Annotated in this window: 22 protein-coding genes; 9 read left to right on the plus strand and 13 right to left on the minus strand. The window is 66.4% G+C overall.

Features of this window, described 5'->3' with window-relative positions:
- The 7 genes from J7J50_RS16880 to J7J50_RS16910 all read right to left on the minus strand — a co-directional run bounded on the left by J7J50_RS16880 (position 1) and on the right by J7J50_RS16910 (position 7,640).
- Positions 1–645, minus strand: coding sequence for a thioredoxin domain-containing protein (locus J7J50_RS16880; protein WP_215060787.1), 645 nt, complete (start codon positions 643–645; stop codon positions 1–3).
- A 9-nt stretch (positions 646–654) separates the two neighbouring features.
- Positions 655–1,980 (minus strand): ABC transporter permease, encoded by a 1,326-nt coding sequence (locus tag J7J50_RS16885; RefSeq protein ID WP_215060789.1) that lies wholly within the window; start codon positions 1,978–1,980, stop codon positions 655–657.
- Positions 1,977–3,188, minus strand: coding sequence for an ABC transporter permease (locus J7J50_RS16890; RefSeq protein WP_215060791.1), 1,212 nt, complete (start codon positions 3,186–3,188; stop codon positions 1,977–1,979). Before J7J50_RS16890 ends, J7J50_RS16885 begins: the two co-directional genes overlap by 4 nt.
- Before the next feature lie 4 nt (positions 3,189–3,192).
- Positions 3,193–3,882 carry an ABC transporter ATP-binding protein gene (locus J7J50_RS16895; protein WP_215060793.1) on the minus strand — a complete coding sequence of 230 codons (690 nt, stop codon included), beginning with the start codon at positions 3,880–3,882 and terminating at the stop codon, positions 3,193–3,195.
- On the minus strand, positions 3,869–5,107 hold the full coding sequence (locus tag J7J50_RS16900; protein WP_215060795.1) for an efflux RND transporter periplasmic adaptor subunit: 1,239 nt from the start codon (positions 5,105–5,107) through the stop codon (positions 3,869–3,871). The genes J7J50_RS16895 and J7J50_RS16900 overlap by 14 nt, the downstream gene beginning before the upstream one ends.
- Positions 5,085–7,208 carry a cysteine peptidase family C39 domain-containing protein gene (locus tag J7J50_RS16905; protein WP_215060797.1) on the minus strand — a complete coding sequence of 708 codons (2,124 nt, stop codon included), beginning with the start codon at positions 7,206–7,208 and terminating at the stop codon, positions 5,085–5,087. Before J7J50_RS16905 ends, J7J50_RS16900 begins: the two co-directional genes overlap by 23 nt.
- A gap of 240 nt (positions 7,209–7,448) precedes the next feature.
- Entirely contained in the window at positions 7,449–7,640 is a 192-nt protein-coding gene (locus J7J50_RS16910; protein WP_148649061.1) for a hypothetical protein, read from the minus strand.
- Between the two features lie 475 nt (positions 7,641–8,115).
- Between J7J50_RS16910 and J7J50_RS16915 the strand changes: the two genes are divergently transcribed.
- Complete coding sequence (locus tag J7J50_RS16915) at positions 8,116–8,532, plus strand: nuclear transport factor 2 family protein (protein ID WP_215060799.1); 417 nt, start codon at positions 8,116–8,118, stop codon at positions 8,530–8,532.
- Positions 8,533–8,535: 3 nt separating this feature from the next.
- Here J7J50_RS16915 and J7J50_RS16920 read toward each other — a convergent pair whose 3' ends face one another.
- Complete coding sequence (locus J7J50_RS16920) at positions 8,536–9,408, minus strand: MBL fold metallo-hydrolase (protein ID WP_215060801.1); 873 nt, start codon at positions 9,406–9,408, stop codon at positions 8,536–8,538.
- 196 nt (positions 9,409–9,604) lie between these two features.
- Between J7J50_RS16920 and J7J50_RS16925 the strand changes: the two genes are divergently transcribed.
- From J7J50_RS16925 to J7J50_RS16945, 5 genes are all read left to right on the plus strand, one after another.
- Positions 9,605–9,997: a nuclear transport factor 2 family protein gene (locus tag J7J50_RS16925; RefSeq protein WP_215060803.1), complete on the plus strand. Its 393-nt coding sequence runs from the start codon at positions 9,605–9,607 to the stop codon at positions 9,995–9,997.
- A 193-nt stretch (positions 9,998–10,190) separates the two neighbouring features.
- The gene (locus J7J50_RS16930; RefSeq protein WP_215060804.1) at positions 10,191–10,994 is read left to right on the plus strand and encodes a thioesterase family protein; all 804 of its coding nucleotides are present in this window, start codon (positions 10,191–10,193) and stop codon (positions 10,992–10,994) included.
- Positions 10,995–11,439: 445 nt separating this feature from the next.
- Positions 11,440–13,566 (plus strand): M13 family metallopeptidase, encoded by a 2,127-nt coding sequence (locus tag J7J50_RS16935; RefSeq protein WP_215060806.1) that lies wholly within the window; start codon positions 11,440–11,442, stop codon positions 13,564–13,566.
- A gap of 108 nt (positions 13,567–13,674) precedes the next feature.
- Positions 13,675–14,064, plus strand: a complete 390-nt coding sequence (locus J7J50_RS16940) for a nuclear transport factor 2 family protein (protein WP_215060808.1) — start codon at positions 13,675–13,677, stop codon at positions 14,062–14,064.
- Between the two features lie 82 nt (positions 14,065–14,146).
- Positions 14,147–14,458 carry a hypothetical protein gene (locus tag J7J50_RS16945; protein WP_215060810.1) on the plus strand — a complete coding sequence of 104 codons (312 nt, stop codon included), beginning with the start codon at positions 14,147–14,149 and terminating at the stop codon, positions 14,456–14,458.
- A gap of 70 nt (positions 14,459–14,528) precedes the next feature.
- Here J7J50_RS16945 and J7J50_RS16950 read toward each other — a convergent pair whose 3' ends face one another.
- Both J7J50_RS16950 and J7J50_RS16955 read right to left on the minus strand, forming a co-directional pair.
- The gene (locus J7J50_RS16950) at positions 14,529–15,803 is read right to left on the minus strand and encodes a DUF5077 domain-containing protein (RefSeq protein WP_215060812.1); all 1,275 of its coding nucleotides are present in this window, start codon (positions 15,801–15,803) and stop codon (positions 14,529–14,531) included.
- 217 nt (positions 15,804–16,020) lie between these two features.
- Positions 16,021–16,272, minus strand: a complete 252-nt coding sequence (locus J7J50_RS16955) for a hypothetical protein (protein ID WP_215060814.1) — start codon at positions 16,270–16,272, stop codon at positions 16,021–16,023.
- A gap of 282 nt (positions 16,273–16,554) precedes the next feature.
- On the opposite strand from J7J50_RS16955, the gene J7J50_RS16960 reads away from it, so the two are divergent.
- Positions 16,555–16,836, plus strand: a complete 282-nt coding sequence (locus tag J7J50_RS16960; protein ID WP_215060816.1) for a hypothetical protein — start codon at positions 16,555–16,557, stop codon at positions 16,834–16,836.
- A 125-nt stretch (positions 16,837–16,961) separates the two neighbouring features.
- On the opposite strand, the gene J7J50_RS16965 is transcribed toward J7J50_RS16960, so the two are convergent.
- Positions 16,962–17,978, minus strand: coding sequence for a hypothetical protein (locus J7J50_RS16965; RefSeq protein ID WP_215060818.1), 1,017 nt, complete (start codon positions 17,976–17,978; stop codon positions 16,962–16,964).
- Positions 17,975–18,946 (minus strand): hypothetical protein, encoded by a 972-nt coding sequence (locus J7J50_RS16970; protein WP_215060820.1) that lies wholly within the window; start codon positions 18,944–18,946, stop codon positions 17,975–17,977. Before J7J50_RS16970 ends, J7J50_RS16965 begins: the two co-directional genes overlap by 4 nt.
- A gap of 93 nt (positions 18,947–19,039) precedes the next feature.
- Here J7J50_RS16970 and J7J50_RS16975 point away from each other — a divergent pair, with 93 nt between their 5' ends.
- Together J7J50_RS16975 and J7J50_RS16980 are read left to right on the plus strand one after the other, a co-directional pair.
- Positions 19,040–19,186 carry a hypothetical protein gene (locus J7J50_RS16975; protein ID WP_215060822.1) on the plus strand — a complete coding sequence of 49 codons (147 nt, stop codon included), beginning with the start codon at positions 19,040–19,042 and terminating at the stop codon, positions 19,184–19,186.
- Positions 19,187–19,294: 108 nt separating this feature from the next.
- The gene (locus tag J7J50_RS16980) at positions 19,295–19,771 is read left to right on the plus strand and encodes an SgcJ/EcaC family oxidoreductase (RefSeq protein WP_215060824.1); all 477 of its coding nucleotides are present in this window, start codon (positions 19,295–19,297) and stop codon (positions 19,769–19,771) included.
- Positions 19,772–19,974: 203 nt separating this feature from the next.
- Here J7J50_RS16980 and J7J50_RS16985 read toward each other — a convergent pair whose 3' ends face one another.
- Entirely contained in the window at positions 19,975–20,676 is a 702-nt protein-coding gene (locus tag J7J50_RS16985; RefSeq protein WP_251044027.1) for an O-methyltransferase, read from the minus strand.
- Positions 20,677–20,959: the final 283 nt, after the last annotated feature.

Consider the following 20,959-nt stretch of genomic DNA (forward strand, 5'->3'; position numbering starts at 1 on the left):
TCATCGCGCTTCCGTCTTGGGTGCGTTCAAGGCTGCTTCGTAGCGGCCGAAGGTCCACGGCTCGGGCATCAGCACGCGATCGACGACCACGGTCGGGACCGAGGAAATGCCGTGCACGATCGCGCGGTAACGCTGGCGTTCGACCCGTTGCGCGATGTCGGGTCGCTGCATGCACGCGCTCAGTTGCGCCGCGCCGAAACCGTCCGCGGGCGCGCCCGGAATCAAGCGCCGCGCCAGCTCCGGGGCGGCGAGGCCGACCAGATCCTGGCCGTAGACACGGTCGTACAAGGCCTTGGTGTCAACGCCCGGGCGTTCCTGCAAACAGGTCACCGCATGCGCCAGTTCGGTCGAACCGTCGCGGATCGGAAACGCCAGCACGCGGATCTTCGCCTGCCCGCCATCGACGAAACGCGCCATCAACTTGGGCAGCATCTCGGCATGGAAACGCTTGCAGGCCGGACATCCGTAGTCGGTGACCAGGACGATTTCGTGCGCCGCATCCATGCGGCCCAGCACCGGCAAGTCGTCGATCTGCATCGTCTGCAAAGGCTCCGAGCGCCCGGCCGCCATCAACACGAAACCCAGCGATACCGCCAGCAACACCACCAACGCCGACGCCCCGATCCAGATCCACGGTCCTTTCATGTTTTCACCTCAGTGATGATGCAAACCGGCCACGGGGTCCAATCGCGCCGCGCGCGCCGCCGGCCACACGCCGGTCAGCAGGCCGACCAGCAGCGCCGTGACAATCCCGATCAGGCAACCCGAACCGGATACGGTCGGTTCGCCGAAGTAACTCGACGTGGCGGTGATCGCCCATGCCGCCGCCGCGCCCAGCATCACGCCGAGCACGCCGCCGAAGCCGGTGAGGATCACCGCCTCGGCCAGGAATTCGAGGAAGATGCCGCCGCGCGAGGCGCCGATCGCGCGCTTGACGGCGATCTCGCGGCGGCGCGCATTGACGCCGGACAACATCACGTTGCCGATGCCCAGCGCCGCCACCGCGAACACCACCGCCATCAACAGGAACAACCCGGCGCGCACGCTGGCCAGGGTGGTGTCGAGGTAGCTGCGCAGGCGTTGCGCGGTGACCACGATGAAGTCGTCCTCGCCGCGCGCGCTGTGGCGGTGCTTGCGCAACTCGGCGCTGAGGCGGCGGCCGATCGCGTCGATGTCGTCCTGCCCGGCGAAGCCCGCGTGCAGTTCCAGATCGCTGCGGCTGCCGTCGCTGTCCATCGCCCGTACCAGGCCGATCGGCGCGATCACCAGGCGTTCGAAGTCGAATCCCAACGCGCTGCCGGCGCCCTTGACCACGCCGCTGACGCGGCAGCTGCGCCCGGGCAAGACCAGATCGCGGCCGATCAGCGCCGACGCGCCGCCGAGCTCCGCCGCCAGACTGCGTCCGGCCAGGCATTGCCGGCCGCCGCCGCCGCGCCAGTCCTCGCGCGAGGGCCAGGCGCCGGCGACCAGTTCGATTTCGCCCAGCGCGAAGTAGTCCAGGGTGGTGCCGTACACCGCCGCGGTGCTTTTGCGCGAGCCCAGCGCGATCGGGTTGTTGAACGCGCCGTAGCGCAGGAACGGCGCCACCGGCCGCTGCGGGAAGGCGCGCGAGACCGTGCGCAGGTCCTGCTCGGACAAGCGGTTGGCGGTGCCCAGCAGCAAGGATTCGTACGACGGATCGGCGCGCACGATCACCACTTGCCGGCCCATCGATTCGAACGAGCGCACCAGGGTGCGCGACAAGCCTTCCGACAGCGAGGCGACCGACACGATGCCGGCCACGCCCAGGGCCACGCTCAGCATCGCCACCGCCGTGCGCACCGGAAAACTGCGCAACTGGCGCAGCGCGGCGTGGAAGGCTTCGCCGAGCACGAACCACGCGCCCGGCGCGGACGCGGGCAGGATCGATGCGCCATCGGCGCGTGCCTGCGCGGCGGCGATCGCGGTGTCGTCATGGCCGGGGCGCGCGCCTGCGGTCATTGGCTGCGCAACACGTTTTTCGGATCTTTGCGCGCCGCCTGCCAGGCCGGCGCCAGCGAGAACGCCAGCACCAGCGCGGTGGTCGCCATCGCCACCAGCGCGCAGGCTTGCCAGCCCAGCACCGGCGCCGAATCCAGGCGCAAGACGTTCTTGAGCGCGCCGGCGGCGATGCGGCCGAGCAACAGGCCCAACGGGATCGAGATCAGACACAGCAGCAGCGCTTCGCACACGAACATCCACGCGATGTCGGCGCGGGTCGCGCCGATCGCGCGACGCAGGCCGATTTCGCCCGAACGCTCGTCGGCGCTGAGGAACATCATGTTCATCACGCCCAGCGCGGCGACCAGCGAGGCCAGCAGCGAGATCCACGCCACGGTGCGACCCTGGCTCTGGGTCGCGCCGCGCGCGCTGTCCAGCAGCGCCTGCTTGGCCTCGATGCGGAAATCGTCCGCATCAAAGCGGCCGCCGTACTTGCGCAGCAACAGCGCGGACAATTTCGCGCGCAGGCGCTCCATGTCGGCGCCGGCGGCGGCCTTGACCACCAGCCGGCCGCCGTCGTCGCCGGGCTTGACCAGCGCGCCGGCGCCGGCCAGCGGCAGGAACACCGCGTCGTCGTTGGACACGAACTTGCCCGGCTCGTCGGTCGCCGCCAGCACGCCGCCGACCACGTACCACTGCCCGCCCACGCGCAGGAATTTTCCCACCGGCGCGCGCCCGGGAAACAGGGCCGCGGCGATGCGCGCGCCGAGCAGGCAGCGCTTGCCCGATCCGGCGCCGCGGCCGAGCCCGCGGCCCTGCCCGACCTGGATGCGATCGATATCGAAGTAGTCCTCGCTCACCGCCAGCACCTGCGTCACCTGGCGCGTGCCCGGCCCTTCCAGCAAGGTCGCCGCGCCGGACAGCTCCTGCACCAATGCCGCGCGCGCCACCCATTGCGGCATCCGTTGCAGGTCCGACAGATCGCTCAGCGACGGCACGAAGCCGCCGCTGGCGGTGGACTGGCCGCGGATCACCAGGGTGTCGTTGCCCAAGGTCTCGAAGCGCCGGCCGAGCACCTGCGCCATGCCCTCGGCGATGCTGGCCACGGTCGAATACGCCATCACCGCCAGCACGATCGCGCTGGCGCACAGCACGGTCGGACGCGGACTGCGCGCCAGCGAGCGCGCGGCGTCGGCCACACCCGCCAGCCAGCGGCGCAAGCCGTCCATGCGCTCAGGCGGTCGCAGGCGCAGCGGCGTCGAGCACGCGGCCGTCGGACACCCGGATCGTGCGCTGGCAGCGCTCGGCCACGTGCGGCGCGTGGGTCACCACGATCAGCGTGCGGCCGTTGGCGTGGATGCGCGCGAATACGTCCAGGACTTCGTCGGAGGTCTTCGAATCCAGATTGCCGGTGGGCTCGTCGGCCAGGATGATGTCCGGCTCGCCGACGATGGCGCGGGCGATCGCCACGCGCTGGCGCTCGCCACCGGACAATTCGTCCGGACGGTGCGCGGCGCGGCGCTCCATGCCCACTTCGGCCAGCGCGGCGGATGCGCGCGTGCGCGCCGCGGCGCGCGCCAGCCCGCGATAGCGCAAGGGCAGCATCACGTTCTCCAGCGCCGAGCAATTGCCCAGCAGATGGAAACTCTGGAACACGAAACCGATCGTGCGATTGCGAAAGCCCGACAGCGCCGCGTCGTCCTGGCGCTGCACCGGCCGGCCGTGGATGCGGATTTCGCCGGCATCGGGGGTGTCGAGAAAACCGATGATGTTGAGCAGGGTCGATTTGCCCGAACCCGATGCGCCCATCACCGCGACATATTCGTGCTGCGCCACCTGCAGATCGACGCCGCGCAACACCGTCACCTCGGTCGCGCCGAGGCGATAGCTCTTGCGGATGCCACTGAGCTCAACCGCGTTCATACGAGATCACGCGCACGCGGGTGCCCGGCTGCAGCGAGGGTTGGCCCGACGCGGGCACGACGATCAGATCCTCGGCGCTGAGGCCGCGGCGGATTTCCTGGCGGCTGTCGTTGGCCTCGCCCAATTGCACCTCGCGCAGGCTGGCGATGCCGTCGCGCACGACCAGCACGGTGCCGGTGTTGCCCTTGCCCGCCGCCGCCGTCGCGTCGCCGTCTTCGCGCAGGGCCGCGATCGGCACGGTCAGCACCGGCGCGGCCTTGCGGCTGGGAAACTCGACCCGGCAGGTCATGCCGGTGCGCAGGCTGGCGCGGCGGGTGTTGCGGATGTCGATCAGCACCTCGTAGCTCGCCGCGCCGGTCGCGGCGGCGCCGTTGCCGCTGCCGGCGGCCGCGCGCGTGGGCGCCATCGACACCGACCGCACCGTGCCCTGCAACGGCGTTTCGTCGAACGCCGGCACCACCACGTTGGCGATCGCGCCGGGCCGGATCTTCCACACGTCGTATTCGCCGAGCTTGGCGGTGGCCACCAGCACGCTGGTGTCGGCGATGCGGGCCACGGTCGAGCCGCTGAAACTCAGCGCGCTGGGGACCGCGGTTTCGCCCGCCGACACGTCGATCGACAGCACCGTGCCGTCGATCGGCGAACGCAGCAGCGACTTGTGCAGGCTGTCCTGCACTTCGTCCACCAGTGCGCGCTGATTCTGGATGCGGGTGCCGCCCTGGCGGTATTCGGCGTCGGCCTGGCGATAGGCCGCGCGCGCTTCGTCCAGGTCGGCCTCGCTGACCAACTGTTGCTTGCGCAGCTCGGTGAACCTGCGCAGTTTGGAGGCGGCCAACTCGCGCGCGGCGCGATTGACTTCGAGCGAAGCGACCTCGCCGTCGCGCCCGGCTTCGCGCTGGGCCAACTGCGCCTCGTACTGCTGCGAGCGCAGCTTCATCAGCGGCTGGCCGCGCTTGACCTCGTCGCCCTGGCGCACGTAGATCTCCTCCACAGCGCCCAGCACCTCGGCGGTCATCGCCAGTTCGTTGCGGTACGACAGCGTGCCGTCGGCGAAGATCACCGTCGGCAGCGCGTCGAGTTTCGGATTGACCACCGCCACCGGCGCCACCGATGCGACGGTGTTGCGCGTCGCCAGCAAGCCCAGCGCCAACACGCACAGCGCCAGCGCGCCGGCGGCGATCGCCAGACGCCGCGGGCGGCGCTCAGGCGTAGACGGGGAGTTCATGGCGCGATTCTCCTTGCGCGATCCGGCCCAGTTCGTGCACGTGATCGCCCGATTGGATCCATTGGGTGCGGTGGGTCACGATGATCTTCATCCCCGGCCACTGGCGTAGATGACGCAGGATCGCGCCTTCGGTGGCGGCGTCGATATCGCTGGTGAATTCGTCCAGCAGCATGATCGGCGCGTGGCTGTAGAGCAGGCGCGCCAGGGCGATGCGCTGGCATTGCCCGGCCGACAGACTCTGGCCGACCGCGACCACCTGGGTCTGATAACCCAGCGGCCAGGCCGCGACTTCATCGTGAATGCAGGCCGCGCGCGCGCAGCGTTCGATGCGCTCGACATCGGCCTGCGGATCGAACATGGCGATGTTCTGCGCGACGCTGCCGGCGAACAACGCCGGATGTTGATTGAGATACGCCACCGCGGCCGCGCCGGCGGCGCCTTCGCGCTCGCCCTTGATGCGGATCTGCACGCTGCCGGCGTCGGGCAGCAACAGGCCGCCGATGAGTTTCAGCAACGTGCTCTTGCCGCAACCCGAGGGCCCGACGATCACGTTCAGGCCGCGGTCGTCGAAACGCGCGTTCAAATGCTCCAGCACCGGCGTTCCGGTGCCCAGGTAGGAGAAGCCCAGATCGCGCACCGTCACCTGGCTGGGCTCGTCCCACACCGGCGCCTGGGCGTCGGCCGGCGGCGTCGCGTCGTCCAGGCTCATCAGGCCCTGGATCGACTCGATGCGGTCGGCGTTGATCCGCACCACCACCAGCTGCATGAAAAACATCTGGATCGCGCGCACCGACGGGCCGGTCCAGCCGAGCAGGAAGTAGCAATAGAACGCGGTCTGATCCGACAGGTCGATCGACGGAAACGCGACGAACAGCAGCAACAGCGCCGCGATCGGCACCACCTTGTCCTGATAGGCGTACAAGGCCTCGAAGATCGCATTGAGCTTGCCGCGCGCCTCCAGCCACTTCTGATGTTCGCCGAAGCGTTCCATCAGGCGGTCGGCGAAGACTTTCTCTTTTCGGTTGACCTTGACGTCCACCGCCATGGTCAGGGTTTCGGCCAGAGTGCTGTAGTAACCCGAATAGGCCAGCACTTCGCCGCCGGTCAGGCGCAGCAGGCGCTTCCAGCACAGCACCAGAACCACGGTGGACAGCAAGGTCAAAGCCAGAAACAGCAGCGCGACCTGTGCGCTCTGGAATGCCAGCACCGCCAAGGTCGCCACCAGCACGCCCGAATCCAGGATCAGGCCGGTGATGCGCGCGGACAGGAAGTCGCGCACGCCGGAGACCGAATTGACCCGCGCGATCAGATCGCCGGCGGGCAGCAGCGAGAAGATCCGCAGCGGCAGCCGCAGCAGGCGGTCGACGAAGCGGGTGATCAAGGTTCGATCCAGGCGCAGCTGGATCAGCAGCGACACTCGCGCGCGCATCCAGTGCGCGGCGACGAACGCCAGCGACAGCACCAGCAATCCCACGCCCAGCCCGGTCGCGCTGCCCTGGCCGCCGTAGGCCAGGAACGTCACCGCGCGGCTGAGCAACCACGGGAAGGAAATCGTCGTCGCCACGGTCAGCGCGATCACACTGAGCAGGAACAGCCACAGCGACCAGTTCTCGCCGAGAAATTCCTTGAACAACTGGCCCAGCGGCGAAGTCTTGGCACCCGCGGGCATGGACGGGTCGCGCTCGGCGCCGATGAACACGCCGCTCCACTGCGACTGGAATTCGGCGTGGGCGACGCGGCTTTCGCCGGTGGCCGGGTCCAGCACCGTGACCTCGCCCTCGTCGATGCTGCTGACCACGACGAAATGCTCGCGGCGCAGATGCACGATGACCGGCAACGCCACGTGCTTCAGCGCTTCCACGCCGCCGTCGCTGGCCCGCAGTGCGCGCGGACGCACGCCGCACATGCGCAGGACATCGAGCATTTCCTTGGCCGACATGCCGCGCTGGCTGACCGGGTAGCGCGCCGCCAGCGCGAGCATGGGCATGCGCAACCCGAGCCCGGACAACAGCATCGAGATACAGGCGTGGCCGCAGTCGGCGGCCGAGGTCTGACTGACGAACTTGGTCCGGGCCGCGCCGCGCCGCGTTGAAGGATTCACGTGCTATTCGTCCAGGCAGGAGCCCGCGAGGGGCGCGCAAGCGACCCCGTCCGATCCGCGCCGCGATGGCCGGAAGAATCGGCACGACGACCGCCGCGCGGGCCGCGCGAATGCGCGTCGCGCTTTCGCGACAGGCATCCGGCGCCGCGCGACGCGTCGGGCATCGCAGCGTGGATCAGGGCTGGGGTCGCAGTCTCGAAGGAGCCGCCCGCTTGCGGCCAGGCGGCTCCGGGAAGCCGATCAGCAGTGACCGACACACACCGAGTGGCCGTTGGAACAGCCGCACTCGCCGGTGAAGGAACAAAGCCAACCGCAACCGCAGACCACCGGCTTACCGCCGAACAACGCTTCGAGATTTTCGTCCGAGAGTTCCTCGGCGAACGGGACCGCTGTCGTGCTTGGATCCTGGACGAGATCGTGTTGCTGCAACATGGGGAAGTCCTCAGTTTTGACCACGAGCTGATGCGCTGCGTGGGTCGATGCCCCCCTGACTTTCGACGTTGCACTTGTTATCACGATGACGTGCGCGGTTCCGAGGCCGTCGTCATAGATCGTTTCGTCATGAGCTTATGACGCTTTTTCGACAGCACTACGTCGCAGAAAAATCTGCGGAATTTTTACATGAGGGCATCATCGTCTCACTCGTGTGCGCATGCAGCGGACATCGCTGCCGTTGTCTTGCATGCAGATCACTGTGAGCTTGATGCGCAGATCGCCGCGTGGCCATGGCGTTGCCGGCGCGATCGCGCCCGCGATGCCGCAAATCCAAGTGGCATCGATCCGATCCGTTAAATGGCCGTTGTCTCACCCAGGCGCGACCGGCATCGTGATCGCACGTCGAAGCCCGCATTCAGCGATTTGACTCGCGCCCCGTCGCATTCAACCTCCACCCTCCGCGGAGTCCGCCGTGAAACTCGCCGTCATTCTCGCCCTGATTACCACGCCGGCCGTTGCGACTGAATTGCCGCCGGACCTCGCCAAAGCGATCAGCGACTACGATCGGGCGCAAGTCGGCAACGACACGCGGACGCTCGCGCGGCTGGTCGATGACGACTACATATTGGTGAATTCCGACGCGTCGGTGGAAAACAAGCAGCAATTCCTGGCCGATTTCCACCTGCCGGGATTCAAGATCGATCCGTATGCGCTGCAGGAGCGGATACAAAAGGTCTGGGGCGACGGCGCGGTGATCGGCGGCCTGCTCCATCTGAGTTGGACGCAGGACGGCCGCCATCAGACGCGCACGCTGCGGGTGTCTTATGTCTGGGCGAAGCGCGACGGCCGCTGGCGCGCCACCTACGGGCAGGTGACGCGCGTGCCTTGAGGGTTATACGCCCATCGCGATTTCCAGCAGAACCCGCCAGGCGTTCATCGGCAACCATTCCTCATAGCCGTCCCACTTCTCGTACTTCGGCAGTTTCACCGTGTTCGGAATCTTCATGAAGGGCGTGCCCTTCTTCAGCTCGGCGAGAATCGCCGCCCGCAGGTCGCGAAGATAATCGAGTTGCTCCGCCACGCTCGACCGGGGCCCGACCGCCGCGTTGTGCGCATACATCACTTGATCGAAATCGAGCTTGTCCATTTCGGCGAGGGTTCTTTCCCACTCTCGCGGCGCGAAATCGGGCATGTAGGTGAAGCCCACGCGCTTGGGCACGACCAGATCGACGGTGTAGATCGCATGCTCGTTCGGAAACTGGAAGACGGTCATGCCTTCGCCGTGATTCGGGCCGAAGTAAAGCAGATTGACCGCGCCGCGGCCCAGCTTGAGTTCGTATTTCGACCCGGACCAGGTTTTGTCCGGCATGACGACATCGGGACTGGGATGGCTTTTCAGCCAGTTCATGGTCGCCTCGTGGCTCAGGACCGTCGCCCCTTGCGCCTTGAAGACTTCGCCGCCGCTGATGTGATCGTAGTGGTTGTGCGAATACAGCAGATACCGGATCGGCTTGTCGGTCAATCCGCGTATGGCCTGCAGCGAGGCCTCGGCGAATTCCTTGTCGAAGCTGTCCATGACGATCACGCCGTCGTCGGTGATCATGAAAGCGTTGAAGGCCATTCCGGCGCCGAAACTGTACAGCCCGGGAGCGACCTGGGTGGTCTGGTAGGCGGGATGCGCCTGCGCGGCGGGGCTGATCGCGCCGAACCCCAAGACCATCGCGGCGAACATCAGCAGCCGGCTCAACGGATTATCGCAGCGCATCGTTCTCAGCCTCGGATCACCTGCGGCCAGTATGGTCAGGCCCTGTATTCGGACCAGAGCCATTCACGCGACAAATCGAATGCCACTGCGTTATTCGGTACAGCCGAATTGTTACGCGACGTCCGCGTCCTTCTCACCGGGAGATAACGCCGCAGCGCTTATCCATGGGCGCTCCCATCCTGAAAGGCGCGATGCCATGAACAGGTCCAATCAGAAAGGCGAGATCGAGCGGCTGGAGAAATCGTTTTGGCAGTCGATGCTGGACGGCGCGCCCGAAGTGGCCACCCGCATGTTAACCGAACCCGCGGTCATGGTCAGCGCGCACGGCACGAACAAGTTCGACCATGCCGCTTACCTCAAGATGGCGAACGACGACAAATTCAAGTTGACCGACTACGAAATATCCGGGATGGACGTTATTTTCCCGACCGACGATGTCGCCGTCGCCAGCTACCACGTCAACCAGAAGATGCAGATGAACGGCAAACCCCTGGAGATGGAGGTGTACGACACGTCCACCTGGGTCAAGGTGGACGATCGCTGGCTGTGCGTGATGCACACCGAGAGCCCTGTCGCCTCGAAACATTGACCGCGCCGCCGCGCCCTTGAATTGATCCGGGACGCGGCGCTGGGGCAAACGAACATTCTCCGCGCGCCTGCCCGGCCGGCGCGCCGGTCGTTGCCAAGAATCGATCCGGTGAGCGAGCATCCCTTCACGTCCGGGATGCTCGCGAACTACTTGTCGAGCTTCGCCCGGCGAAGCCGACAGGAGAGGATCGAAAATGCAGCAACCTTCAGGGCCTCGGTCGCCGGCCGCCTATTTCGAGCGGATCGATACGAAGCGCTTTCGCGCCACCGAGCAGGTCGGCGGCGGCTGGAATCCCGCCGAACAGCACGTCGCCCCCGCCTTCGGCCTGCTCGCGCACACGGTCGAGGCCGATCGCGATGCGCGCCGCAGCGACGGCTTGCGCCTCGCGCGCCTGTCCTACGACATTCTCGGCATCATTCCGATCGACGTCGTCGACATCGAGGTCGCCGTGCTCAGGCCCGGCCGCACCATCGAACTGGTCGAAGCGCGCCTGAGCCACGCCGGCCGCGTCGCCCTGATCCTGCGCGCCTGGCTCATGCAGGAATACGACACCGCGGCCCACGCCGGCACCGCGCTGCCGCGCATCGCCCCGCCGGACCAGATGGAGCCGTGGGAACCGGGCTCGTTATGGCCGGGCGGATTCGTCCGCAGCGTGGACGTGCGCCGCGCCCAGATCGAACCCGGACGGGCGTTGTACTGGCTGCGCACCGCGGTGGCCATGATCGACGGCGAGCAGGTCAGCGCCACCGCGCGGGCGCTGGGCATGCTCGACATCTCCAACGGCATCACGCCGCGGGCGACGCCGGAAGCGATCGCGTTTCCGAATCTCGATCTCACCGCGCACTGGTTCGCGCCGCCCCGCGGCGAATGGCTGGGGCTAGACACCACGGTCAGCTTCGGCGCGGGCGGTTTCGGCCTCACCCACAGCATCATTCACGACAGCGGCGGCCCTATCGGCGCGGTGTCGCAGTGCCTTACCGTCCGGCCTCGCCTGTGATCGACGGGCCCGCCCTGCGGCGGGCCTATCGCGGAGAGTAACCGACTTACTTGGGCGAGCCTTCCGCCGCCGTGGTCAGGATGTCGTCGTCCTTCGTCCACGCCGGCGTGGTGATGGCGTAGCACTCCAGCGCCTCGATTTTCCTCGCGTCGCCCGCTTAATCCCGCCGCGCCACGACCACGCCCCAACCGTGTTCAGCAACGCCACAACCCGCCGATGGGCCGCCGGCTTTTCCGATACGGGCGGCAGCACGGTTTACCGATATTCGCGCCCTTCCACGCCGCCGACCGGCTGACGCACAATGGGGCGCAATTCGAAGGCCGCTCGCTGTCATCCATCGCGGGTGACAGTTCGCCGATCACCCGTCGCAACCCATTGCTCGGACGCGGTGGCCAAGGCCCGGGTGAACGAACGGCCGCCCTATGCTCCGCTTCGGAAAACCACGATGCCCTACCGACTGAATGCTCTGTCTCTCGGCCTGACCCTGGTGCTGGCCGGCAGCCTCGCCGCGTGCAAACCCGCCACGAACGAAACCGCGTCCGCGCCCGCGCAACCAGCGGCCCCCGCCGCCGCGCCGGTGTCCGGCATCGATCTGACCGGCCTGGACAAGACGGTGAAGCCCGGCGACGACTTCGACGCGTTCGCCAACGGCGGCTGGCGCAAGACTTTCGAAATCCCCGCCGACCGCTCCAACTACGGTGCGTTCACCCAGTTGCTTGAGACCGCGGAGAAACGCAACGCCGAGCTGATCGCGGAACTGTCCGCCGGCAAGCCCGCGGCCGGCACTGACGCGCGCCGCATCGCCGATTTCCACACCGCCTACATGGACGAAGCCGGCACCGAGAAGCGCGGCCTGCAGTCGCTGCAACCGCGGCTGGACGCGATCGGCGCGATCGCTTCGCGCGGCGATCTTTCGCGCGTGTTCGGCGCCGGCATTCGCGCCGACACCGATCCGCTCAACTCGACCAACTTCCACACCGACAACCTGTTCGGCGTGTTCGTCGCCAAGGATCTGCAAGAGCCGGCGTATGTCGCCACGCTGATGCAGGGCGGCCTGGGCATGCCCGATCGCGAGTACTACCTGTCGTCCGACAAGGAGATGGTGGAAACGCGCAAGAAGTACGAAACCTATGTGATCGCGCTGCTCAAGCAGGCCGGCATCGCCGATGCCGACAGCAAGGCGAAGGCGATCATCGCCCTGGAAACCAAGATCGCCCAGGCGCACGCGCCGCTGCTCGATTCGCAGAACGTGCACAAGGCCAACAACCCCTGGGACACCGCCGCCTTCGCCCAGCGCGCTCCGGGCATCGAATGGGCGACGTTCTTCGATGCGGCCGGACTGGCGGCGCAGAAGAAGATCGTCGCATGGCAACCCGGCGCGATCGCCGGCATCGCCCGTCTGGTCGGCAGCGAGCCGTTGCCGGTGTGGAAGGATTACCTCGCCTTCCACGCCCTGGATCACGCCGCCTGGAACGAGGCCCTGCGCGGCCCCGGCGAATTGCCCAAGGCCTACACCGACCTCGCCTTCGGCTTCCACGGCACCGCGCTCGCGGGCACGCCGCAGGCGCGCGAACGCGGCAAGCGCGCGCTCGACGCGACCAGCTCGGCGCTCGGCGACGCGCTGGGCAAGCTCTATGCGGCGAAGTACTTCCCGGCGGCGTCGAAGGCCAAGGTCGAGGAGATGGTCGGCAACATCCTCGCCGCTTTCGACGAGCGCGTGGATTCGCTGACCTGGATGACGCCGCAGACCAAGGCCAAGGCGCGCGAAAAGGCCAAGTCGATGCGCGTGAGCGTCGGCTATCCCGAACGCTGGCGCGACTACGCCTCGCTCGACATCCGTCCCGACGACGCGCTCGGCAACCGCCTGCGCGCGGAACTGCACGAGTACCGCTACCAGCTCGGCAAACTCGGCCAGCCGGTCGATAACGGCGAATGGTGGATGACGCCGCAGACGGTCAACGCCGTGCAACTGCCGCTGCAGAACGCGATGAACTTCCCGGCGGCGATCCTGGACAAGCCGTTCTTCGATCCCAACGCCGATGCGGCCGCGAACTACGGATCGATCGGCGCGGTGATCGGCCACGAAATCAGCCATGGCTTCGACGACACCGGCGCGGAGTTCGACGGCCAGGGCCGCCTGGCCAACTGGTGGACGCCGGCGGACACGCAACATTTCCAGGAAGCGACGAAGAAACTCGCCGACCAGTACAGCGCCTACGAGCCGTTGCCGGGCCTGCACGTCAACGGCAAGCAGACCTCGGGCGAGAACATCGCCGATGTGTCGGGCCTGACCATCGCCTACATGGCCTATCGCAAATCGCTCGGCGGCAAGCAGGCGCCGGTGATCGACGGCCTCAGCGGCGACCAGCGCTTCTTCCTCGCCTACGCCGAAACCTGGCGCAGCAAGATCCGCGACGCCGCCTTGCGCCAGCGCATCCTCACCGACGGCCACGCGCCGGCCGCGCAGCGCGCGCAGACCGTGCGCAACATCGACGCGTGGTACGACGCCTGGGGCGCGAAGCCGGGCGAGAAGCTGTATCTGGCGCCGGCCGATCGCATCAGGATCTGGTAACGGGCATCGCCGGAAGAAACCGTTGTCCCGGCCGCCATCGGCCGGGACGACTTCGTATTTGCGCGTAGTCTTCTCTACAGGCGTTCAATCCACTACCGGAGGCACACCGTGACGAATTCGGCACTCGCGACCTGGCATCGGATGGTCGAGACCCGCGACCCCTCGGGTCTGTACGCGCTGCTCGCCGAGGACGCCACCTTCCATTCGCCGGTCGTGCATACCCCGCAACACGGCCGCAAGCTGACGGCGTGGTATCTCAACGCGGCGTTCCAGGTGTTCTTCAACGACAGCTTCCGCTACGTGCGCGAGATCGTCGGCGACAGCGACGCGATGCTCGAATTCGAAACGCAGATCGACGGGATCATCGTCAACGGCGTCGACATCATCACCTGGAACGCGGCCGGGCAGATCACTCAGTTCAAGGTCATGCTGCGGCCGTTGAAGGCGATCAATCTGATCCATCAGCGCATGAGCGCATCGCTGCAAGCCAGCCAGTGAATACGCGGGCCGCCGCGGACGCACCTTCTGTTTCCGGCGCTGCCCTGGGCCGCCTGCGCCGTGCTCGGAGGCCGAAGCGGCCATGGCCCAGGTGCAATTCGCCGTCGTGCAGACCCTGGCCCACGACAGCGAAGGCAACCTCATCCATCCCAAGCTGCTGGAAAAGTATCAGCGCAAGTCGGTGGCGATCGTCGATTACGCCGAGCGCACCGAGCACTACACGTCGCTGATCCACGCCCACTTCGATGTCGTCCTGGAAGCCGTCGCCTGCGGACGCCACGAGCTCATCCGTCTGCATCGCGCCGGCGATATCGACGACGAGACGCTGCACGAACTGGACCGCGACCTCGACCTCGACCTCGAAGAGCTGAGCGCGATTTCCGCCAAGGCCTGAGGGCGCGGCAAGTTCCCGCGGCGAACGACAGCGCCCCGGGCTTAGCCGGGGCGCTGCATGATCGTACGGCTCAGCGCGCCGGTTCCGGCAGCGCCCGCAAATCCACGCGCGGCTTGAACCACGACGCGGTGCGGTTGAACGTGGTGCCCGGCGTCGCCGACTTATCGAAGAAGCCGGCATTGCGCAGATAGAACGCCGGAGCGACGGCGCCGCCGGTAACGTCCAGGCGCTGGCGATTCTGCGCGGTCGCATCGACCGACAAGCGCGCCGATTTCACTTCCGTCCATGCGCCGTCGCTGCCGACCGCCCACTGGTTTCCGTACAGCGCCATGCGGTCGAGGTAGCCCAGATCAGGATTGAAGGATTCGATGAACGAGTACACGCCCTTGTGGTAGGTGGACAGGCCTTCGTACTTCCAGCTGGCGATGAACTTCCACTGGCAATCGCCATAGCCGAGCAGGCACGGCGTGCCGAACCAGGCCGAGTACACAGTGTTGCCCTGTCCGTCCGGACGGGCCCGGGTGATGAAGCGATAGGTATGACCGGGTTTCCAGTCGTATCGCAGGAAGCTCTGGCCGCCGGTGCCCTCGCCGCCGAAGTCCTGCGCGATCACGTCCTTGCCCTTCTTCAGCAGCGTCGTCTTGCCGTTGGGCGCGTCCCAGACCGAGAACAGCACGCGACGCTCGGTCGCTGAATTGACCTGGATACCGAAATAGCCCTGAGCGAAGCCGTTGGCCATGAAGTACGAGCCGATCGGATCGTACTTAACCGGTACGGTGAGCTCGCTGTAGAAATACTCCGTGTTCTCCGGGACGGCGAAGCCCAGATGGCCCGAAGGCCCGCGGCGCGACCAGTAGAAGTTGGCCGGGTCGTCGGCGAAGACCAGGCCCGCGGCGGTGGCGCTGCCGCCGATTTCCAGGCCGGAGATATCGCCGTAGTAGCTGCCGTCGGTGCTGACGCCGCGCAGATCGACCTTGACGTAGCCCGGATGGCCGATGGTGAAGGTACCGGCGTGGAACGAGGCCGTGTCCGTGCCCGACAGCGACGCGAGCCGGCGCTGGCCGTCGATGGACACCTCGACGGTGCTCCGGTTGGCGCCGTTCAAGGCGCCCACCAGCGAGACCTCGAGCTTCCCGGCCTGCTTGACGTAGACATACACGCTGGCGACGGCCTGGTCCGAGTTCCAGTTGTGCAGGCCGGTGTTGTCGACCAGTTCTTCGCCGTTCGCGGCCGGACGGGTGATGAAGGCGTTGCCTCCCAATGGAACGACGGTTTTCGTTTGCGCGAACGAGGAGCCGGGCAGGAGCGCCAGGGATAACAGGAACCAGAAAGCGAGGTGTCGCATGGTCGTTCTCCGTATGCGAAGTGCGGGCGGTGCGTCGGGGAAACCGCCGGCGATGAGGCGCTGCGCGTTCGAATTGCCGTTTCGCATTGCGTGTACCCCCATGGGTCGGAACAGGCGCAATCGCGCGATGGCCAGTGAGGCCGGCAAGGAAATCGCAGGCGCCGCATCGCAAGCGGCGTGCGTGTCGCCACGTTGGGGGCAGGCGAGGTGGCGGCGATTACGTCACAGCCTTTCGAACAACGTCAATGGAGCGCGAGGCGTGTAATTCCGCGATCACGCCACGACGCGGCTTTGCGAGGATTAACAGGCGCTCATGAAATTTTTCCGCGGCCTTCGCGCGGGACGCGACGGCGCGAAACGCGCCGACGGCGGCATCCGGGGCGGCCGCTTTCGAGCCGTTCGGCGGCTCGCCGCTTGCCTGGAAATTTAGAACGTCCGGTTTCGATACCATCACCGAAAAACAAGGCATGCATAACGGAAAGCAGCGCCGAATACCGGTTGCCGTTTCATCTCGACATCCGCGTCACTTCCGCGCAACGCCTTCGGGGCGTGCCAGACGGCACTTTCATAACATCAGATTGAATTAACAGGCCCGTGTGACGCGATCGAGCGCGCATTCGAAAGCGATGACGGATCGAGCCCGCGCGATCCTTCTCGCTGCGTTAACGATCGGCTATGGATAACTTACGTCCGCAGCCCAGCGCAGCATCACCGCCACCATCGATGTCAGTCGTTTAATGGAGAACAGATCATGAGGAAGTTGTACCTGACCGCCCTGATGGGGTTCGCTTTCGGAATGAGCCAGAACGCGTTCGCGGAAATCGTCAACGTGACCAACAGCGCCGACGGCGCGACCCGGGACAGCGCGATTGCCGCGGTCAAGGAAAAACTGACCGCCGCCTGCAAGGATCGCGGCGGCACGCCCGACGCGAAATCCTTCGAACTCGACGGCGAGCAGAAAAGCTCGAACCCCGATGTTCCCAAGCCGTTTCACGTCGATGCACGAATGAAATGCGACCTGCCGCAATCATGACCCAGGCCCCGTCTAGCCCTGTGGGTTAGCCCGGGCACCATCGAGTAAAGCCCCGCTGCGGCGGGGCTTTTGCGTTGGGCCAGGCGCCGATGGCGGCCGCATCGGCGGGGTCGAACCTGGATCGCTTACTGCGGCCGGATCGGCCTGGCTTCGTAGTAAGTCTTGAAAATGCTGCGGCCCTGCGCCTCCGCCGCGTCCCACTGCTGCGAGGTCAAATCTTTGCCGAAACGAGTCGGGCCGCTGGCCCATAGCGCGTCGAATTCGGAACCGCGCCGGCCCCGGACCAGATCGCGCGCGTAGCGATACGCCATTTCCTGCACCCGGTCGCGGGGCAGCAATCCACCCTGACCGGAATACGCTTCGATGTACTGGTCCAATGCGCTCGAATCCCCCGCGGCCAAGCCCTGCTGGAGCCATTCGCGCGCCAGCGTTCGCTGCGCGGCCACGCGCTCGATATCGGCGATCAGTTCGTTGCGGCCGCGCTGCGCCTGCTGTGTCCAGGCATAGACATAGGAGAGTCTGGCGCCCTTGACCTCGCCCCGGCCGGCGCGTTCCAGCCACGACATGGACTCGTCCAGGGTCGCACGGTCCAGGCTGGCGCAGGCGTCGTAGGTCGCCAGATCCTCGCTGAATCTGTTGCCCAGGTTCTCCATGCGGCCTTGCGATGCGGGCGCCGAACCTGCGAACTCCATTTCCTGATCAAGTTCCGCCAGCAATTTCTGCGGCGCGTAGTCTTCCAACGCCTTGCTGCATTGTCCATAGCGTGTTCCCAAGGCATACGCGGCCTTGAGATCGCCGCGTTCCGCCGCGGCGCGGATTTCGCCGTGGATCTCGTCGATCGGCAGGAGCCACCATCGCGCGTTCGGGCTCCTTTTCTCCATGTCGGCCAGAACGATCGCCTTTGTTGCGGCACGCTGCTTCGCCGAGCTTTGCGGAAGCTTGGACAAACGCTGGCGAAGTACATCGGCGGAATTCTGCGCGCCCGGCGCCGGGCGACCCTGCGGTCCGGTCGCCGCCGCCTCCACGATTGCGATGTCCGGCGACGGCACGCTGCGCACCGGCGTCAGCCGCGTCAGATAAAACCACACCGCCAGCGCGACGAGCGCCAACGACAGTCCACCCCATCCCAGCCAGCGTTTCATCGCGGCGCCCTGTGTTGTTGGAAGGCCTGCACGATTTCGGCCGATCGCCGCTCGGAATCGCGCACTTGCTGAGGCGTGGACGCCGCCAGCAATTGCTCCTCCATCATGTTCACGACGCCCTCCGGCAACTTGCGCCCCTCGGCGGTGCGACGATAAGCCTTCCAGTAAGCCAGAGACTGCGTCGTATCGCGGCCCAGAAACGGCATGTTCCCGTGCGCGGCCGCCAACGCCAGCAGCGACTCCGGCTCGCCCGATTCGAACGCGCGGCGCAGGTAGCCGCGCGCCCGTTCGCGCCGCGCGACCACCTCGTCCGCCTTGTCCAGCAGATCGGCATCGGAGGCGAGATCGTCGAACGCGAAACGTCCGTAGTCGGTCATCGCTTTCGTATGGCCCTGCTGCGCCGCCAATTCGAACCACGCGCGCGCGTCGCCCTTGCGCACCGACGCCGGCAGGTCTCCCACGCCGCCGCAGATCGCATCGGCTTCGTTCTTGGCGTACAGCATCATGTCCAGCAGATCCGGATCGTCCAGTTTGCGGCTGCCCATGCGTATGGAGGCGCCGGCGTGCGCGACCACGCCCGCCAGCATCTCGGTAAACTCGCCGCCGGGTATCGGCTTGTACTCGCGGCAGCGGCTGATGATCTGGCCCAGGCGATAAGCCGCCCGCGCATCGCCCGCGCGCGCGCGGACTTCGAGTTCTTTGTGGATGTCCTGGAACGTCCCCGTGGGCAGCGGCGCCGCGGCCGGGCCGGAACCCGACACGCGTGTACCGGTATCCGCCGCCACCGAAGCCGACGCCTGCCCGTCGCTGGCCCGACGATCGCGATTCAACCCCCACCAACCGCCCAGGCCGAGCGCGAGCACCGCCAATCCCGTTATCGAGGCCCCGACTATCCAGCGGCCTCTTGTGCGCCTTTCCATACCCACGCTTGCCTCCTGCGATCCATGACGCCAGCCATGCGGCCCCACCGTAGTCCGCCGGCCTTGCGGCTGTCATCGGCAGGGCGGGCGCTGCGAGCGGCTGAGTTTCGCATACCTGCAACCGGCGTTCCGGAAAACCTGATGGACACCTGCGTCCAGTATCCGCTGAGCAGCGACGACGCCCCGGGCCGCCGCGCCGGCGACCCCGGCCGCGGCGAGACCTCGATCGCGCGTATCGGCTTCGACCACATGGGCGGCGGCGACGTGGATTGCGAGGGCGACAAATAAGCATCGCGTATTGAATAACCCGGTCAGTTCCTTTCGCGATCCGGGTACATCGCCGCGCATGCGCGTTGGATAACGTTCGGTCTCCAGCCACTTCAGCAAGGACCGAACATGAAGAGTCGCACCTCGATGGCCGCTGCGGGCATGACGCTCGCGTTGTCCGGCCTGATCCCGCTCACGGCGATGGCGCAAGACCCGATGGCGGCGCAGCATCGTCATTGCGAACGCGAATTCGAGCGCGTTTCCGAAGCGCTCGGCGATGCCTTCGCCCGCCGCGACCTCAATCGATTCATGGCCGGCTTCGCCGACGATGCGATCCAGGTCAACAGCCTCGGCCAGGTGCTCAACGGCAAACCGGCGATCACCGCGTTCTATCGCGCGGTGATGGCCAACGAGTACGTGTTCAAGCGCACCTTGCTGGCGCAGACGATCAGCCAGTGTTCGAGCGCCGTGGTCGTCGACCGCATCGAGTTCACCATTCCGTCCGCCGGCATCACCCTGCACGCGATCGATGTCGCCAACTGGGCGAAGGTGCGCGGTCAATGGCGGTTGAGCGCGGATACGACCACGCCGATCGCCAACCCGTAGCCCGGGCCGGCGACGCTCAGGTTGCGTGTGTGGCGCAATGACGTTCCGCGCATCGCGACACGGCCAGGCATGGCGCGCCATGCTTGGCCGAACGCGTTTTCGCTAGATGCATCCACCGGCACTCAGCCGGCGAAGTAGGACGATTGATCGGTGTCGGCCAACAGGCTCGAGGTCCGATCGGTGCACGCCGGACTGGCAGCGACTTACGGCAGTCGCATCGAAAGCTCGACATCGTCGGCGAAGGGAATCGACATATAGCCCGATGCCGGCGAACGCACATGCGCCAGATAGTCCGGGCTGTAGTCGGCGTTGTCCGCGACGATGAATGCGCCGGGCCGCAGGCGGGCTTCCACCAGCGCCAGCACTTCCGGGTAAAGCGACTTGGCGCCATCGAGCAGGAGCAAGTCGATCGAATCGGGCAGGTCCGAGGCCAGGGTCTGCAACGCGTCTCCCGCGCGAACCTCCACCAGATCGAGCAATCCGCCCTCGGCGAAGTGTTGCCTGGCGCGCGCGACCTTGGCCGGCTCGAACTCCGTGGTGATGATCCGGCCGCCGCCGTTGTCGCGAACGGCCGCGGCCAGATGCAGCGTCGAGATTCCGAAAGAGGTGCCGAATTCGACGACACTGCGGGCGTTGGATGCGCGCGCCAGCATGTAGAGCAGATGACCGGTTTCGCGCGAGACCGGAAGCCAGAGATCCTTCATCCGTTCGTAGAAATCCAGGTACTCGGTTTTGCTCGTCATCAGGCGCAAACGCTCGTCGCGCGACATCTCGGCGACCGCCGGGCTGGTCGCCGCATCGGCCTCCTTGAAGAGCCGTTCGAGCAAGGGCGCGAGGGGTGACACTGCAAGGGTGTTCATAGCGATATCTGCCTTGATTGGGGGAAATCCGGTGTCGACACACAATACGAATAAACCGTCGTATTTTGTATTCGCATTAGATTTCGTCCGATTCCAGCCAAGGCGAATCGCCTGTTTTTACCTGTTATTTCGATGACAGACGGCTTTCCTGACCGAGCGTATTTAGGTCATCTGCGCATCGCTGTTCGCATTTCAGGGCCGCAAGTCGATCGACCCTGCGCAAACACAAAGCCAGCCGTCTCGCGTTGACCGACGCAAACGCTCGCGGCCGCAGCCGCGGCGCGCCGATTTTCCCGACTGGGCCTATGATGCGGTCAGCACCTCATCT

The organism is Lysobacter sp. ISL-50 (assembly GCF_018612875.1).
Lineage (GTDB): Bacteria > Pseudomonadota > Gammaproteobacteria > Xanthomonadales > Xanthomonadaceae > Lysobacter.

Coding starts and splice junctions, on each gene's coding strand:
- J7J50_RS16880 (WP_215060787.1), bottom strand. CDS start 645: ATGAAAGGACCGTGGATCTGGATCGGGGCGTCGGCGTTGGTGGTGTTG.
- J7J50_RS16885 (WP_215060789.1), bottom strand. CDS start 1,980: ATGACCGCAGGCGCGCGCCCCGGCCATGACGACACCGCGATCGCCGCC.
- J7J50_RS16890 (WP_215060791.1), bottom strand. CDS start 3,188: ATGGACGGCTTGCGCCGCTGGCTGGCGGGTGTGGCCGACGCCGCGCGC.
- J7J50_RS16895 (WP_215060793.1), bottom strand. CDS start 3,882: ATGAACGCGGTTGAGCTCAGTGGCATCCGCAAGAGCTATCGCCTCGGC.
- J7J50_RS16900 (WP_215060795.1), bottom strand. CDS start 5,107: ATGAACTCCCCGTCTACGCCTGAGCGCCGCCCGCGGCGTCTGGCGATC.
- J7J50_RS16910 (WP_148649061.1), bottom strand. CDS start 7,640: ATGTTGCAGCAACACGATCTCGTCCAGGATCCAAGCACGACAGCGGTC.
- J7J50_RS16920 (WP_215060801.1), bottom strand. CDS start 9,408: ATGCGCTGCGATAATCCGTTGAGCCGGCTGCTGATGTTCGCCGCGATG.
- J7J50_RS16925 (WP_215060803.1), top strand. CDS start 9,605: ATGAACAGGTCCAATCAGAAAGGCGAGATCGAGCGGCTGGAGAAATCG.
- J7J50_RS16930 (WP_215060804.1), top strand. CDS start 10,191: ATGCAGCAACCTTCAGGGCCTCGGTCGCCGGCCGCCTATTTCGAGCGG.
- J7J50_RS16935 (WP_215060806.1), top strand. CDS start 11,440: ATGCCCTACCGACTGAATGCTCTGTCTCTCGGCCTGACCCTGGTGCTG.
- J7J50_RS16945 (WP_215060810.1), top strand. CDS start 14,147: ATGGCCCAGGTGCAATTCGCCGTCGTGCAGACCCTGGCCCACGACAGC.
- J7J50_RS16950 (WP_215060812.1), bottom strand. CDS start 15,803: ATGCGACACCTCGCTTTCTGGTTCCTGTTATCCCTGGCGCTCCTGCCC.
- J7J50_RS16955 (WP_215060814.1), bottom strand. CDS start 16,272: ATGCCTTGTTTTTCGGTGATGGTATCGAAACCGGACGTTCTAAATTTC.
- J7J50_RS16960 (WP_215060816.1), top strand. CDS start 16,555: ATGAGGAAGTTGTACCTGACCGCCCTGATGGGGTTCGCTTTCGGAATG.
- J7J50_RS16965 (WP_215060818.1), bottom strand. CDS start 17,978: ATGAAACGCTGGCTGGGATGGGGTGGACTGTCGTTGGCGCTCGTCGCG.
- J7J50_RS16975 (WP_215060822.1), top strand. CDS start 19,040: ATGGACACCTGCGTCCAGTATCCGCTGAGCAGCGACGACGCCCCGGGC.
- J7J50_RS16980 (WP_215060824.1), top strand. CDS start 19,295: ATGAAGAGTCGCACCTCGATGGCCGCTGCGGGCATGACGCTCGCGTTG.